Below are 15,587 nucleotides of genomic sequence, written 5' to 3' on the forward strand. Positions count from 1 at the left end.
CTCAGCCCCAGCAGTTCTTCAGGCCCCAGGCGGTGTCCTTCGAGGGGACACCCGCCACGGCCTTGTCCGTGATCAGCTGCGAGCCGGTGTTGACGAAGCCCGACGGCTTCGCCTTGGACGCGGCGTACGTCACCACCGCGTCGACGCCCATGGTGGCCATCTTCGTGGGGAACTGCATGACGGTGGCGGCGAACCTGCCGCTCCGTACGTTCCGCACCCCGGTGCACGAACCGTCGATCGAGCCGATGACGACCTTGCCGGCCGCGGGCTTCCCGGCGAGGGCCTGGGCGGCGCCCGCGGCGGCCGGCTCGTTGATGGTGTAGACGGCGTTGGCGCCCGGGTCGCGCTGCAGGAGGTTCTCCATCGCGGTCTGCGCCTTGGTCTGGTCGCCGTTCGTCACCGCCGTCCCCTTGACCGCCGGCGCTTTGGCCGTGATGCCGAAGCCCTGGAGGAAACCGTCGTGCCGCAGGTCGTCGACGCTGGAGCCCGGAGTACCGTCCAGCAGGAGCACGTTGGGGGCGGCGGAGCCGAGGGCCGCGTGCACGTACTTCCCCTCGGTGACGCCGGCGGCCTCGTTGTCGGTGGCGAAGGTCGCGTCCACTGCGTCGGCGGGATCGGTCGCGGTGTCCAGGGCGATCACCAGGATGCCCCGGGACCGCGCCGCCGCGATGGCGCCCAGCACGCCCTTGGAACTGCTCGGGGTGATCAGGATCCCGTTGACGTGCTGCGCCACCAGGTTGTTGATCGCGTCGACCTGGCCCTGGTTGTCTCCGTCGAACTTGCCTGCCAGGGCCACGAGGTGGGCCCCCTTGCGCTTCGCCTCCGCCTGCGCGGACGCGCGCAGCCGGACGAAGTAGGGGTTGCTGTTGGTCTTGGTGACCAGGCCGATGGTCACCTTGCCACCGCTGGACCCGGTGTCGGATCCACCGCTCTTGGTGGAGGAGCACGCGGCCGCCGAGACGAGCGAGACGGCGACGGCGGCCACGGCCAGGGATCGGGCGGGTTTTCTCACCAGGTTCATTGCTTTCTCCGCAGGGGCGAGTCGAGGGTGGTGCACGGGGGAGGCCGGAGTGGGGGAGCGGTGCGGCACGCGACGTCCCGCGCCGGGGCTCACGCGGGCCAGATGGACGTGAGGGGACGGACGGTGGCGGAACCGATGACGACCTCGCCGCCACCGGCCGTGAGGGTCGTGGTGCCGTTCGACGGCAGGTAGCACCGGGAGAGGGACACCTCCCCGTCGTTCGCGAAGACCTCGACGGACGTGCGGTCCACGAGCACGTCGATCGCGGTCACCGGCCCCGCGGTGGGCTGCGGGTCGCCGCCGCACGCGATCGCCTGGGACGTGACGGTGACGGGAACGCCCCGCACCGTCAGGGTGAGGGTGGCGCCCGCCGCCACCGAGACACCCCCGAACGTGTAGCGGGCAGCGTCCGACGCCGTGTCGACGAGCTTCGACCCGCCCGGGGACAGGGAGATCCGGCCGAGCCGCGACGTCGTCCCGTGCAGCAGGGCGAGTTCGGCGACCGGCCGCCGGAAGACGCGGGGTCCGTTCGCCGTGGAGCGAAGGGTCAACTCGCACGGGAAGGTGACCTGCTGGTTGAAGGGCATCTCGGGGTAGGCGCCGCCGCGCATCCAGGCGGCCTGGATGCGGCGCCCGTCACCGGTCTCGGTGTTCGCCCAGGTCTTGGTGGCGTAGAAGTTCGTGCCGGAGTCCGAGAGGAACTGCGGGGTCTCCTCGGCGAACTGCTTCCCGTCGAAGGAACCGACGGAGTACTTGCCGTTGCCCCGGATCAGGACCCACTTCATCCGGGAGGTGTCGCCGTCGAGCGGGAGCTGGAAGAAGTCGGGGCACTCGAAGCTGTCGGGCACCGAGTTGCCCGTGTCGGTCCAGTGCAGGAGGTCGGGGGAGGTGAGGATCTTGTAGGTGCCACTGCCGTAGAGCATCATCACCCAATGGCCGTCCGGGGCGTACCAGAAGACCATCGGGTCGCGCTCGGGCTCGGTCAGCACCGGGTTGCCGGCGTAGAAGCTCCAGGTCCGGCCGCGGTCGAGGCTGTAGGTGATGCACTGGCTCGCGTTGTCGTTGCGCGACCACAACGCGACCATCGCGGGGTTTGAGGCCGAACCCAGCCCCGAGGTGTTGTGATAGTCGATCACGCATCCGCCGGACTGGACGCCGCTGCCCAGGTGCTCCTCCCAGAACGCCGGCTGCTGCTCGGTCCAGTGCACCAGGTCCTTGCTGATCGCGTGGATCCAGCACTTGTTCCAGCGCTGCGCGAACAGATGCCACTCGCCCTCGTAGTAGATGAGGCCGTTGAGGTCGTTGAGCCAGCCTTCCTGCCGCTGGCCGGGGTTGAGCCGGTCCATGGTCCACTGGCGCGCGGTGAAGTGCACCTGGGGGCGCCAGGTCTCCTGATACAGCGGCTGCGTGGTCTCCGGCGGCTTCAGGGGCACGTCGGTCTGTACGACCCGGTCCACGATGACGTGACCCCAGTCGTCGCCGGCCGAGGTGTCGACGATCTCGATCCGCGCGGACCGGCCCGTCCAGGCGCTGACGTCCCAACTGCCCTGCTGCAGCGTGTCCGTGGTGCGGCCGGTGGCGCTGCGCACGGTCGTGCCGTCGACCAGGAGGTTGAGGCAGGTCACCCGCTCGTAGTCGCCGCCGCCGATGCCGTAGGCGAGGTAGTCGCGCTGGATGGTGAAGGGCGGCGAGGTGAGCGAACCGGTCGGGCCGTCGCCGGCGCCCTCGCTGCTGGCCACGCCGTCGCCGAAGTAGCCTTCCACGTCCATCGAGGCCAGCTGGGCCGCGCCGTGGATGGGCCCGGAACCGAAGGCGCTGCCCGTCACCGTCCAGCCGGCCCAGTCCCGGTTCTCGAAGTCCGCCACGACGAGGTCCGGACGTGCCGCGTGGTCGTGGTGCCCGGCGGCGGGCGGGTGGGGAGCGGATCCACCGGAGGCCGTCCCGTCGTCGGCGGACGCCTGCCCGCCGACCACCGTCGGAAGCAGGGCCCCGCTGGTCACCGTTGCCCCGAGCTTCAGGTAGTCACGTCGCTTCATGGTGCCCTCCAGCCAGTTGGGTGTGCCGACGGCGCCGGTTCCGGACGGTGGTGACGGCGCCTCGGGAGACAGGTGTCCCACAGGGGCAAAGGAATGCGCAATGCATTGCGCAAAGTTTGTCGCCGGGCGCTCGAACGGTCCGGGCCATGACGGATCGTCACTTCGACCGGCGGGCATGCCTGTTGACGGCCGCGCCCGACGGTCCGCGTCCATCCGCGTCCAGGTGTTCGCGCCACCGCGCGCGCACCGGGCCGGACGGCAACGCGGCAGGTCGGGGCGGTGGCCGGAGACCCTGCGAACGAAGGGGTGCCGGCCGGACGGCCGCACCGAGGGGCGAGGGAGGGCGAAGGGCCGGGGGCGTCGCGTGCGCGCCGTCAGGCGCAGGGCGCGGGCCGGGCGCGAGGGGGACGGGCGCGGGCGCGGACCCGGTCGGGACCTGGCGGGCCCGCCGGCGGGCGAAACGATCCGGCCGGGACGATCGGTCCCGGCGTACCGCGCCGCGTGACGGGCGATGACGGAGGGTGGAGGGTGCCGGGGGTGGGCCGGGGCCCCGCGATCAACCCGCACCACCGCCGGACTGTCCCGCGCCCCTGAGTGTGTGCGGCTCTTTCTGCGAAAAGAGGGTCACCAACCAGGGGCGCGGGGAACTGCGCGACAAGCCACCGCGGACCGCAAGGTCCCGTGGCAACAGGACGGGGCAGCCGGGCGGGTCAGTCGACCCCGGGATAGCGAACGTCGATCCGCTCCCGCAACCGGTCCAACGTCCGCATGATCGACAGCGACCCTTCCAGCGGCACCAGCGGCGACTCCGTCTCCCCGGCGCGGAGCGCCCTCATCACCTCGGCCGCCTCATGCCGCATGCTCCCGCGGTCGTGGTCCTCGCTGACCTCCGCGAGCCGCACCGTCACCGGCTCAACCCCGTCCCGGTGGATGACGAAGCGTTCCGCGTTGAAGAACCCGTCGGGAATCTCGATCCGCCCGCCGGTCCCGGCGATCGACGCGGCCGCGCCGATGTCCGCGGTGAAGCCGCACGCCAGCGTGGCGAGCGCACCGTCGTTCCAGCCGAGCACGATCCCGGTGGCCGCGTCGACCCGCTCGGGGGTGAGCTGCGCCCACGCCTCGACCGTGTCGGGCTCGCCGAGGAGGAGTTGCGCGAAGGACACCGGGTAGACACCCAGGTCGAGCAGCGCCCCGCCGCCCAGCTCGGGGTCGCGCATGCGGTGCTCGGGCGGGAAGTCGGCGTGGAACCCGAAGTTCGCCCCGACGTGCCGCACTTCACCGATCACGCCGCCCTCGACCAGCGCCAGCAGGTGCCGGATCAGCGGGTTGCAGTACGTCCACATCGCCTCCATCAGGAACAGGCCGCGCTCGCGGGCCAGCCCGACCAGCTCGCGCGCCTCGCGGGAGTTGAGGGTGAACGCCTTCTCGCACAGCACCGCCTTCCCCGCCTCCAGGCACAGCCCGGCCGCGGCGCGGTGCGCGGAGTGCGGCGTGGCGACGTACACCACGTCCACCTCCTCGTCCGCGGCGAGCTCGGCCCAGGTGCCGTAGGCGCGCGGGATGCCGTACCGCTCGGCGAAGGTCTTCGCGGACTCGGCGGTGCGCGAGCCGACCGCGACGACCTCGGCGTCCTCCGGCAGTGACAGCAGTGCCTCGGTGAAGGTGGCGGCTATTCCGCCGGTGGCCAGGATGCCCCAGCGGACCTTGCGCGCGTGCGCGCCCGTCGTGTGCTCGCTCATCGTGCCTGCGCCCTCGCTCGTTGCGGACCTCACATCTCGGTCCCCGGATATTGGTGCCTCGTGCTCCCCGCCGACTGAAAGGATAGGCAACGCTTCAACGACTTCTGATGGAGAGTGCCGACGTGCAGGACGCCGGGCCGGATACCCCCGCCCAGTTCACCGCCACCCCCACCCCCGCTCACCCCCCGACCCACCCCACTCCTCCAGCTCCTTCCCGCGGGTACGGCCCTCATGGCTCCCGCGAAGCGCAGGCCCGTACCGGCCTCGTCGTCACCCTTGTCCTGGGCGGGCTCACCGCGCTCCCGCCGCTGTCGATGGACATGTACCTGCCCGCCCTGCCGCGGGTCTCCAGCGCGCTGCACGCGCCGTCCGCGACCGTGCAGCTCACCCTCACCGCGTGCCTGGGCGGCATGGCGCTCGGCCAGCTCGTGGTCGGGCCGCTCAGTGACCGCTGGGGCCGCCGCCGCCCGCTGCTCGCCGGCATGATGATCTACGTGGTGGCGACCGTGGCCTGCGTGTTCGCGGCCACCGCGCCGGTGCTGATCGGCTTCCGGCTGCTCCAGGGGCTGGCCGGCTCCGCGGGCATCGTGATCGCCCGGGCCGTGGTCCGCGACCTCTACGACGGCCTGGCGATGGCCCGGTTCTTCTCCACCCTCCAGCTCATCTCCGGGGTGGCCCCGATCATCGCGCCCGCGATCGGCGGCCAGATCCTGCGGCTCACCGAGTGGCGCGGGATCTTCGTGGTCTGCGCCGCCGTCGGCGCGCTGCTCACCGCCGTCGCCTGGCGCCGCCTGCACGAGACCCTGCCGCCCGAGCGCCGCCACAAGGGCGCGCTGCTCTCCACCTTCGGCGCGATGCGCGGACTGCTCGCCGACCGGGTCTTCGCCGGGTACGTCCTCGTCGGCAGCTTCGGCTTCGCCGCGCTGTTCACGTACGTGTCCGCGTCGTCGTTCGTCGTCCAGGACATCTACGGTGCCTCCCCGCAGACCTTCGGCCTGCTCTTCGGCCTGAACTCGGTCGGCATCGTCGGCGTCGGGCAGCTCAACGGCAAGGTGCTGGTCGGCCGGGTCGACATGGACAAGGTGATCGGCGCCGGGCTCGCCCTGATCACGCTGGCCGCCACCGCGCTGGTGCTGCTCACCACCGGCGCCCTCGGCCGTGCGACGCTGCCCGAGATCGCGGCCGCGCTGTTCGTGCTGATGGCGGCGATGGGCCTGGTGCTGCCGACCGCGAACACCAGGGCGCTGCTGCGCACCCGGCGGCACGCCGGATCGGCCTCGGCGCTGATCGGCACCTCGTCCTTCCTGATCGGCGCGGCCCTGTCCCCGCTGTCGGGCGTGGCGGGCGACGGAACCGCCGTCCCGATGGCGATCACGCAGCTCAGCTGCGTGCTGGTGGCCGTCGGCTGCTTCGTTGGGCTGTGCCTGCGCGGGCGGCGTACCGTGGAGGGACCGTAGACCCTCGGGAGGTTGCGATGTCCGACGATCCGGAGAAGACCTGGGCGTTCAAGACAGCGGACAGCACACTGCACACGGGTTCCGAGCACTCGGTGGACCCGGAGGACCTGGTGATGGCCTCCGGCCAGGACTGCACCCCGGAGCTCATCGAGAAGGCCCGCAAGGCACTGGAGGAACATGGCCCCGCCGCTGTCGAGAGGTTCTTGCCGTGAGGCGGGCCTCGACACCGACGAGCTGCACCGGATCGTCCCGGAACTGACCGCCTGGCTGGAGCCGGGCGCCGAACCCGACCGCCCGCACCCCTGGTGCGCGGGCGCCGTCGTCCTCGCCGGCCGCGGCCGGACCGTCGCCCTGCACGAAGCCGTGGGGTGGGCGGTCCGCTACGCGGCGTACGACGCGCACGCCGACCGCGGGGTGGAGCTGCCGCGCGAGCGGTGGGTGCCCGCCCGGCCCGACACCGTCTTCGACCTCGCGTCGGTGACGAAGCTCTTCACGGCTGTCGCGGCCGTCCAGCAGATCGACCGCGGCACCCTCCGCCTGGACGAGCCCGTCGCGTCGTACGCACCCGAGCTGACCGCCGCCGCCGTGCACGGGATCACCCTGCGGCACCTGCTCACCCACACCTCCGGGCTGCAACCGGAACTCCCGCTCTACGACGAGCCCGACGCCGCCGCCCGGGCCGCCCGGCTCGCCGCCGAGCCCCCGCTCGCCCCGCCCGGTACCCAGCGGATCTACTCCGACCTCAACCTCCTGCTCCTCCAGGTCGCCCTCGAACGCGCCACCGGCCACCCCGTCGACCGGCTCATCGCCGACGGGATCACCACACCGCTGGGCATGACCGGCACCCGCTACAACCCGCCGGCATCCTGGCTGCCGAGGATCGCCGCCACCGAGGACCAGCGCAGGCCGTGGGGCAAGCTCGACCGGGGCATGGTGCACGGTGCCGTGCACGACGAGAACGCCCACGCCATGGGCGGGGTGGCCGGCCACGCCGGGCTCTTCTCCACCGCGTGGGACCTGGCGGTCTTCTGCCGCGCGATCCTCGATGCCGCCGCGGGCACCGACGACGCGTTCCTCCCACCCGCCGCGGTCGCGCTCCTGCTCGGCACCGAGGGGGCCGCTCCGCTCGGGTTCGAGCGTGATCTGCCGTCTCTCATGGGGGAGTTGGCCGGTCGCGGCGCCATCGGGCACTCCGGGTTCACCGGGACGAGCGTCGTCCTCGACCCCGCGACCGACACGTTTCTCGTCCTTCTCACGAACTCCGTTCACCCCGTTCGGAGTTGGCGCGAGGGCAGCGTTCCCCGCGCTTGCGCGGCCACGCGCTTGGCGCGTGCGGCCGGTCCGCCCGGGTAGCCCCTTCCTGTCTCCTCCCGGACCACCCCCCGGTGGCCGGTTGCCCGCGCCCCTGGTTACTGACCCTCCTTTCACGGAAGGAGCCGCACCAGCCAAGGGGCGCGGGGAACTGCGCGATCGGCCACCGCGGACCGCAAGGTCGGGCAGGATACGGGTGGGGGCAGGTGGGACCGGTAGGTGAGGGGGAGCCGGATGGCGGTCGAGACAGGTGAGGCGCTCACACGCTCGCTCACGTACACCGGAGCACTCCGTGAGCTGCGCGACGCGCAAAAATCTGCGAAAGGCGTCTCCCTCTACTCGCGGTACGTGAACCGCCCGGTGGGCCGGGTCCTCGCGGCGGGCGCCTACCGCGCAGGTCTGAGCCCGAACCAGGTGACCCTGATCAGCGCGGCGTTCAGCGGCGCGGCCATCGCCCTGGTGGCGACGGAACCCCCGTCGTGGGGACTGGCCGTCGCGGTCTACGCCGCCCTCGTCATCGGGTTCGCCTTCGACTCGGCCGACGGCCAACTCGCCCGGCTGTTGCGGAAGGGCGGCCCCGCGGGGGAGTGGCTGGACCACGTCGTGGACTGCGCGAAGATCACCGCGCTGCACGCCGCCGTACTCGTCACGTTCTACCGCCACTTCGCCCTGCCCGGCGACGGATGGCTGCTGCTGCCGCTCGGCTTCCAGCTCGCCGCGGTGCTGATCTTCTTCGGCGGGCTGCTGACGGACAAGCTGAAGCCGAAGCGGAGTTCGGCAGCTCAGGCCGTGCCGGCCGCCCCGTCACGCGTGCGGGCGGTGGCGCTGCTGCCGGTCGACTACGGCGTGATGTGCGCGGTGTTCCTGCTGCTCGGCAGCGAGCGGGCGTTCCGCTACGGGTACACCGTGCTGTTCGCGGTGCACGTCGTCTTCCTCGCGGCCTTCCTCACGAAGTGGTTCCGCGAGCTCAGCGCGCTTCCGGCGAACTGAGCTGCGGGGCGCCGGCGTTGGCGCCGTTGCCCGGGCCGGGGCTGGTGAGGACGTCGAGTGCGCGGCGCAACTGGGTGCTGGAGGTGTGCACGGTGTAGGGGAAGTAGACGATCTCCACGCCGACCGCCGCGAACTTCTCCTCCAGCCGGCGCCCCTTGTCGGTGCCGCGCCAGTCGTCGCCCTTGAACAGCACGTCGAACCGCACCTGGTGCCAGGTCTCCAGCTTGTCCGGCACGGTCTCGACGAACGCGGCGTCCACGAAGCGCACGCTGCGCACGATCTCCAGCCGCTCCACCAGCGGCACCACCGGGCGGCGCCCCTTGGCGAGTTCGGCCATCTCGTCCGAGACCACCCCCGCCACCAGGTAGTCGCACTGGCTGCGGGCGTGCCGCAGGATGTTCAGATGGCCCACGTGGAAGAGGTCGTAGACCCCCGGTGCGTAGCCGACACGATGCAACATGAGACGACCCCCCAGCCGTACAACGCTCCCCAGCGTCGCGGAGTCTTAGACGATAGCCGGACGTATCGCGGTCAAAGCGGGATTTGCGAAAGTCCAACGCTTCGCAAGCGCCGGTGTGGAGAGCAGGTGAACGACTAAGGTGTGCACTTGTCTGGATCCGGGGGTTCATCGTGGGGGGAAGGAACGCTTCGTGGCTTCGACGGGTCGGCGCCGCCGGCTGCTGCTGGTCTCCACCAACTACGCGCCGGAGCACGCCGGGATAGGGCCGTACGCGACGCAGATCGCCGAGCACTGGGCGGCCGGCGGCGCCGAGGTGCACGTGCTCACCGGCATGCCGCACTACCCGGCGTGGAAGCTCGACCCCGCGTACGTCGGGGTGCCGCGCGTCGAGGAGGAGCGGGCCGGGGTACGGCTGCACCGGCGCGGGCACGCGGTGCCGGCGCGTCAGACCGCCCTGAGCCGGGCCGCGTTCGAGGCGAGCGTGCTGCGCGGCGGGCGTGACGAGCCCGCCGGGATGGGGCGGCCCGACGCGGTGTTCGCGCAGATGCCGAGCCTGGCCGGCGGGGTGCTCGCCGCGCGGCTGGCGGAGCGCCATCAGGTGCCCTTCGTGCCGATCGTGCAGGACCTGATGGGTGCGGCGGCCGCGCAGAGCGGCATACGCGGCGGCGGGCCCGCCGCGCTGGCCGCCGGGCTCGTCGAGAAGTACGCCTTGCGGCGGGCCGCGCTCGTCGGGGTGATCCACGAGTCGTTCGCCGCGAAGGTGGCCGCGATGGGAGTGCCGCGCGAGCGCATCCGCGTGGTGCCGAACTGGTCGCACGTACGCCGCCCTTCGCGCCCGCGCGAGGAGATGCGGGCCCGGCTGGGCTGGCGTCCCGGGCAGACCGTGCTCCTGCACTCCGGGAACATGGGGCTCAAACAGGGACTGGAGGTCCTGGTCGAGACGGCGCGTTCGTCGCCCGAGACCCGGGTGGTCCTGATGGGCGACGGCAACCAGCGCGAGCAGCTGCGGACGCTCGCCGGCGGCCTGCCCAACCTCGACTTCCTCGCCCCGGCCGCCGACGAGGAGTTCGCCGACGTGCTGGCCGCCGCGGACTTCCTCCTGGTCACCCAGCGCGCGTCGGTCCGCGACATGAGCCTGCCGTCCAAGCTCACCTCCTACTTCGCGGCCGGGCGTCCCGTGATTGCCTCGGTGGCCGAGGACAGCGGCACCGCCCAGGAGGTCGTCCGCTCCGGCGCGGGCGTCGTGGTCGCCCCCGAGTCCGCGGCGGAGTTGCTCGCCGCCGTCCGCGCGCTCACCGCCGACACCGCCCGCGCCGCCGTGCTCGCCGCCGCCGGGCCCGTCTACGTCGACGCCCACCTGTCCCGCGAGGCCGGTCTGGCCCGGATGGACGCGCTGCTCTCCGAGGTGCTGGCCGACGGCGCGGCCCCCGCGCCCGAGGGAGCGGTTACGGCGCCGGATGAGACGCCGAGCGCGCCCGCCGAGCCGCCCGAGCCGGCGTCCGAGGGGGTACCTGGTGCTGCGGCCACCGAGTCCGAGGCCGCGCCGGCCCCCGAGGGTCCGCCTGCGGTGACCGGTGCCGAGCCCGTGACGGAGGCGGCGCCCGAGCCCGAGAGCGCCGAGCCGAAGGTGCCGGCCGAACCACCGGCCGAGCCGCCGACCGTACCGGCCGCCTCTCCCGCCTCTTCAAGCGCGGCGGACGCTCCGGGCGCGCCGAGCCGCCCCTCCGTACCGCCGAAGGCCACCGCGACTCCCTCACCGCCGCGCCCGGTTGCGCCGCCTCAACCGGCCGCGCCGCCGCGCCCCGCGGCCCCGCCGCTGCCTCCCGCTCCGCCCCGCGCGGCGGAGGGGACCGAGGGTGCCCGGCCGGCGGCCGACCCGGAGCCGGAAGCGCGCGAGGTCGAGGAGCCGGCGGCGGGCATCGAGGGAACGACGACTGCGGAACCGTCAGCGGCTGCCCGTACGGAGCCCGTCGCGCCCGAGGAGCCCGACACGGGCGAGGCCGCGGGCGGCGCTCCGGCGGAGGGCGCGACTGAGTCCGCTGACACAGCAACTCCCGCTGACCCGGGGGCCGTTCCGGTTGGGGAGCCGGACGCCGGTCAGGCGGGGGAAGAAGCTCCGGCCGACGCCGAAGGGGCGGAACCGCCCTCCGGTGACGCGGACCCGGAGGGGGGTGGCGCCGTGCGCGCGCAGGAGGATGGGGGTAAGAAGTGAGCGGTGAGCTGCGGGACGACGGGGAGGAAGTCGACCTCGTCCGGGACCAGGTACGCCAGATCGTGCGGTACAAGGGCCTGATCGCGGCCGGGCTGGTCGTCGGGCTGCTGGGCGGCGCGTACCTCGCCCTCGGCGGTTCGGACACGTATGCCGCGAGCAGCGAGGTGATGGTGCGGGCGGCGACCGCGGACCCGTTCGCGGCGGGGGCGACGCCCGACAAGGGCATCGACATCGGCACCGAGCGGCAGACCGCGATGAGCACGAGCGTCGCCGCGGGCGCCGCGAAGGCCGTGAAGCAGCCGGTCAGGAAGCTCCAGCACTGCATCCAGGTGACCAATCCGCCCAACACGCTGGTGCTGCGCTTCACCTGCAGCGCGGCGAACGGCAAGGACGCGGCCGCGTGGGTCAACGCGTTCACCAAGTCCTACCTGGACAGCCGGGAGTCGGAGACCAGGACCACCATCAAGAAGATGGTGAAGGGCTACCAGGACCAGCTCAACCCGCTCGTCAAGCAGCGCAACGACCTGCTCGACCAGATCAACGGCACCAGCGACAGCCAGGTGATCGGCACCCTCGTGTCGGTGCAGACCAACCTGCTCAGCCGGATCACCGAACTCAACGGCGACATCAGCGGGTTGAGGGCACTGGACACCACCCCGGGCGTGGTCATCAAGCCCGGCACGGTGCCGGAGGCGCCGACCGGCCCGGGGCTGCCGCTCATGCTGGGGCTCGGCACGGGTGTCGGGCTGGCGCTCGGCCTGCTTGCCGCGTGGCTGCGGCTGGTCTTCGATCCGCGCCCGCGCTCGGAGGGCGAGGTCACCCGGGCGATGGACGCGCCGGTGCTCGGCACCCTGCCGCGCAGGCGCGGCCGGCGGGCCCGGCGGGAGGCCCAACCGCTGCTCGCCGAGGGCCAGTCCGGCGGGCGCCTCGCCGAGGAGTACCGGGCGATCGCCTTCCGGCTCAGCCACGACCGGCGGTTCTCCGAGCGCCGCCGGCTGCTGGTGGTGGCGCCGCGCGGCGACAGCGACGTCGCGGCGGCCGTCGCGGTCAACCTGTCCGCGTCGTTCGCCGAGATGGGCAAGGAGGTGCTGCTGGTCGAGGCCGACCTGCGCACCCCGTCGCTGTCCGGGCGGCTGCGCTCGGCCGACCCCGGCCGTCCCGGCTGGGCCCGCACCCCCGGGCTGGGCGACGGCGGCTGGCCCGCAGGGCTCCAACTGCCGGTCGATGCGGGGGAGTACGGCTCGTTCGACCTGGTCCCCGGCCGCCGGGTGCGCAACGTGGCCCGCGCGCTGACCTCCGGCCCGGCCGGCCGGCTCTTCGCCGAGGCCGACGAACCCGGCACCGCCGTCGTCGTGCTGGCCCCGGCCGTCCTCTCCTACGCCGACGCGCTCGCGCTCGCCGACCGGGTGGACGGTGTGGTCGTGGTCTGCGACCCGGCCGAGGTGCACCGCGACGACCTGGTCCGGGTCCGCGAGCTGATCGAGGGAGCCGGGGGCGCGGTCCTCGGCACCGTGCTGCACCGCACCGCCCCGGAAGCCGGCCGCTCCCGGTTCGGGCTGCGCCGCTCCGGTACCGGCCACCGCACCCCCACATCCGCGAACGCCCGTACCGAGCCGGCCGTCGAGCCCGCCACCACCACGGCACCGGAGCGCCACCCGGTCCCTTGAGCGGCCCCGCCCCGCGCTCCGCCGCGGCTTCCGGGGCCCACCTCCCGCACCGCCGCAGGACCGGTCCGGTGCTGCGACCCGATCCCTACGGCGACCTCGCCGCGGACGCCGGTCTCGACCCGCCCCCGGGTCCGGACGCCGCTCCCGGCCCCGACACCGACCTGAACCCGACCGACCCGACCGGCACGCCCGACGCACCGGATACATCCCAACACTCGGACCCGGACGCCGACATGGAACCGGACGGGCCGGACGGGAAGCGCCGCGGGGTGGCCGCCGTCGCCAGTTCCGTCGCCGACCAGGGCGTCGCGGCGTTCACCAACATCATCGTGCTGGTGGTCGCCGCGCGGCTCTCCTCGGCGGCCGGCTTCTCCGTGTTCTCGATGGTCTACATGATCTTCACGGTGCTGCTCGGGGTGAACGTCTCCTACGTCGGCCAGGCGCTCGTGCTGGAGCGCGGCTCGCGCCGGGTGCGGGCCGCCTGCCGGTCCGCGGTGGCGTTCACCGCGACGGCGTCCGCCGTGCTGGGCTGGGGCATGGCGGCGGCGCTGCTGTTCGTGCACGGCTCCACCGCGCGCGGCCTGGCCGTCCTCGGCCTGGTGCTGCCGGTGGTGCTCACCCAGGACGGCATGCGGTACTGCTTCTCCGCGCTGCGCCTGCCCCACCTCGCGCTGGCCGCCGACACCCTCCGGCTGCTGGTGGCGGTGCCCGCGCTGGCCGTGCAGCCGCACGGCACCGGGGCGGTACGGCTGGTGGCCGTGTGGGGTGTGTCCGGGGTGCCCGCCCTGCTGGTGGGGGCCGTGCTGCTGCGACGCCGGCTGCGGCCCGCCCCCGGCGAGGTGCGGCCACCGGTCGACATCCGGTCCTACGTGCGGCGCGGCCACCTCGGGCAGCGCTTCGTGGTCGAGTTCGGCGTCGGCAACGCCACCAGCCAACTCGCCGTGGTCGGGCTCGGGTTGTTCGCGGCGCCGCTCGCCGTGGGCGCGCTGCGCGGGGCGACCACCCTGTTCGGGCCGATGAACGTGCTGTTCAACTCGGCGACGGCGTTCGGCCCGCCGCTGCTGAACCGGGTGCGCGGCACCGACCGGAAGGTCCGCGCGACCGCCGCGCTCGCGGTCATGCTGGCCGGGGTGGCGGTGGCGTGGACGGCCGTGCTGATGCTGCTGCCGCCGCACGCGGGGCGGGCGTTGCTCGGTGACACCTGGGCGGCGTCCTCGGCGCTGCTGCCCGCGTCGGGGAGCCAGTACGCGTGCATCGCGCTCGGCACCAGCGCGCTGCTGACGCTGCGCGTGCTCAGGCCGCGCGCGACGCTGCCGATCCAGGTGGTCTTCTCGCTCGCCTCCGTTCTCTTCATGCTGGGCGGGTACCGGCTCGACGGGGTGCTCGGCGCCGCCTGGGGGCTCGCGCTCGGTTCCGCGCTCAAGGCGGTGGCCCTGTGGCTGCGGATCGGCGCGGAGCGCCGTGCGGCACCGCACGGGGCGGCGGCCCCCGCTCCCTCCCCGGCGGAGACCCCCGCCGCCGCCCCCCAATAGCGTCGGCGCCCTGTGATACTCGGTGCCATGGGGAGAACGGGGAGGAGCCGTACCCGTGCGTGGGGACCGGGCGAGTCGACGGGCGGGCCGGTGGACGAGGTCTTCGCCCGGGTGCGCCGCGCCGTGCCCGGGGTGGCCCTCGCACGTCTGGCGGTCCCGCACGCCGCCGACGACGACAACGTGTACTTCCTGGGCGACGCGTCGGCCCCGGACCGTGTCCGGCTCGACACGTGGCCCCACGGCCGGCCGCCCTTCCTGATCGAGGCCGACGAGCGGCGTACGACCTCGGACGTCGACGAGGCCGTCGCGGTCGTTCTCGCCTGGCTCGGCGCGGCCCAACCGGGCGACGGAGAAGCGCGGTGGACCCGGCCCGGGCCGGACGGGGCGCGGTCGCGGGGGACTTGACCTTCTCCCTGGGTGAAGGCCGACGGTGTCGGTGGCGACCAGGTCGCCGAGCCGGGCGCACCGGGCGCCGGCCGATCCCGCACGAGAGGACCCCGCATGGACGACGACGCTCTCCTGGCCGAGCAGAGGGCCTACTACCAGGCCGGCGCGGAGGAGTACGACCGGCCGTACACGGAGTACGAGGGCCTGCGGAACCTGCTGGCCGCCGTCGACGATCTCCCGATCTCCGGCGATGTGCTGGAACTGGCCTGCGGGACGGGCCAGTGGACCCCCGGACTCGCCGCCCGGGCCCGGTCCGTGACGGCGGTCGACGCCTCCCCGGAGGTGCTGGCCCTCGCGCGGGCGCGCACCGCGTCCCCCACCGTCCGGTTCGTCGAGGCCGACCTGTTCACGTGGCGGCCGCCCCGGCGCTACGACACCGTGTTCTTCGCCTTCTGGCTCTCCCACGTCCCGCCGGCGCGGCTGCCCGCCTTCTGGACCACCGTCGCCGCCGCCCTCGCGCCCGGCGGCAAGGCGGTCTTCGTCGACGACGGCCCCGCCGCGGCCGCCCACGAGGAGGCGCGGGCAGACGGGCCGACCCCGACCGCGGTCCGCCGGCTCGATGACGGCAGCCGCTACCGCGTCGTGAAGGTCTTCCACGACGTCCGGACCCTCGCGGACGACCTCACCGCCCGGGGCTGGTCGGTCCACGTCCGCACCCTGGGCGCGAACTTCGTCGGCATCGCCGAACCCCCGGCCGCCGCCGGCCGGTAGGCGG

Annotated in this window: 12 protein-coding genes and 1 pseudogene; 9 read left to right on the top strand and 4 right to left on the bottom strand. The window is 73.5% G+C overall.

The annotated features are described in order from the left end of the window. Nucleotide 1: 1 nt before the first annotated feature. From C4U44_RS01490 to C4U44_RS01500, 3 genes are all read right to left on the bottom strand, one after another. Nucleotides 2–1,021: a substrate-binding domain-containing protein gene (locus tag C4U44_RS01490; protein ID WP_103883708.1), complete on the bottom strand. Its 1,020-nt coding sequence runs from the start codon at nt 1,019–1,021 to the stop codon at nt 2–4. A gap of 89 nt (nt 1,022–1,110) precedes the next feature. Further along, nucleotides 1,111–3,057: a glycoside hydrolase family 32 protein gene (locus C4U44_RS01495; protein WP_160144963.1), complete on the bottom strand. Its 1,947-nt coding sequence runs from the start codon at nt 3,055–3,057 to the stop codon at nt 1,111–1,113. 710 nt (nt 3,058–3,767) lie between these two features. Further along, nucleotides 3,768–4,796 (bottom strand): Gfo/Idh/MocA family protein, encoded by a 1,029-nt coding sequence (locus C4U44_RS01500; RefSeq protein ID WP_103883710.1) that lies wholly within the window; start codon nt 4,794–4,796, stop codon nt 3,768–3,770. Between the two features lie 107 nt (nt 4,797–4,903). Between C4U44_RS01500 and C4U44_RS01505 the strand changes: the two genes are divergently transcribed. From C4U44_RS01505 to C4U44_RS01520, 4 genes are all read left to right on the top strand, one after another. Continuing rightward, entirely contained in the window at nt 4,904–6,253 is a 1,350-nt protein-coding gene (locus C4U44_RS01505; protein WP_103883711.1) for a multidrug effflux MFS transporter, read from the top strand. Between the two features lie 17 nt (nt 6,254–6,270). After that, entirely contained in the window at nt 6,271–6,465 is a 195-nt protein-coding gene (locus C4U44_RS01510; RefSeq protein WP_103883712.1) for a hypothetical protein, read from the top strand. Continuing rightward, nucleotides 6,431–7,606 carry a serine hydrolase domain-containing protein gene (locus C4U44_RS01515; protein ID WP_103883713.1) on the top strand — a complete coding sequence of 392 codons (1,176 nt, stop codon included), beginning with the start codon at nt 6,431–6,433 and terminating at the stop codon, nt 7,604–7,606. Before C4U44_RS01510 ends, C4U44_RS01515 begins: the two co-directional genes overlap by 35 nt. 192 nt (nt 7,607–7,798) lie before the next feature. Beyond that, nucleotides 7,799–8,554 carry a CDP-alcohol phosphatidyltransferase family protein gene (locus C4U44_RS01520; RefSeq protein ID WP_103883714.1) on the top strand — a complete coding sequence of 252 codons (756 nt, stop codon included), beginning with the start codon at nt 7,799–7,801 and terminating at the stop codon, nt 8,552–8,554. Here the strand turns inward: C4U44_RS01520 and C4U44_RS01525 are convergent. Further along, nucleotides 8,532–9,014, bottom strand: coding sequence for an adenylyltransferase/cytidyltransferase family protein (locus C4U44_RS01525; protein ID WP_103883715.1), 483 nt, complete (start codon nt 9,012–9,014; stop codon nt 8,532–8,534). The genes C4U44_RS01520 and C4U44_RS01525 overlap by 23 nt on opposite strands. Nucleotides 9,015–9,237: 223 nt before the next feature. Between C4U44_RS01525 and C4U44_RS41830 the strand changes: the two are divergent. From C4U44_RS41830 to C4U44_RS01550, 5 genes and pseudogenes are all read left to right on the top strand, one after another. Then, nucleotides 9,238–10,434: pseudogene (locus tag C4U44_RS41830) on the top strand (glycosyltransferase family 4 protein); the annotation flags it as partial. A gap of 788 nt (nt 10,435–11,222) precedes the next feature. Next, the gene (locus C4U44_RS01535) at nt 11,223–12,893 is read left to right on the top strand and encodes a tyrosine-protein kinase domain-containing protein (RefSeq protein WP_103883716.1); all 1,671 of its coding nucleotides are present in this window, start codon (nt 11,223–11,225) and stop codon (nt 12,891–12,893) included. 233 nt (nt 12,894–13,126) lie between these two features. Further along, entirely contained in the window at nt 13,127–14,425 is a 1,299-nt protein-coding gene (locus C4U44_RS01540; RefSeq protein WP_103884149.1) for an MATE family efflux transporter, read from the top strand. Nucleotides 14,426–14,452: 27 nt separating this feature from the next. Further along, nucleotides 14,453–14,830, top strand: a complete 378-nt coding sequence (locus C4U44_RS01545; RefSeq protein ID WP_146088179.1) for a hypothetical protein — start codon at nt 14,453–14,455, stop codon at nt 14,828–14,830. Between the two features lie 96 nt (nt 14,831–14,926). Further along, nucleotides 14,927–15,583 (top strand): class I SAM-dependent methyltransferase, encoded by a 657-nt coding sequence (locus tag C4U44_RS01550; protein ID WP_103883718.1) that lies wholly within the window; start codon nt 14,927–14,929, stop codon nt 15,581–15,583. The last annotated feature ends 4 nt before the right edge of the window (nt 15,584–15,587 follow it).

The sequence above is a fragment of the Actinacidiphila yanglinensis genome, assembly GCF_900107965.1.
In the GTDB taxonomy this organism is placed as follows: Bacteria; Actinomycetota; Actinomycetes; order Streptomycetales; family Streptomycetaceae; genus Actinacidiphila; species Actinacidiphila yanglinensis.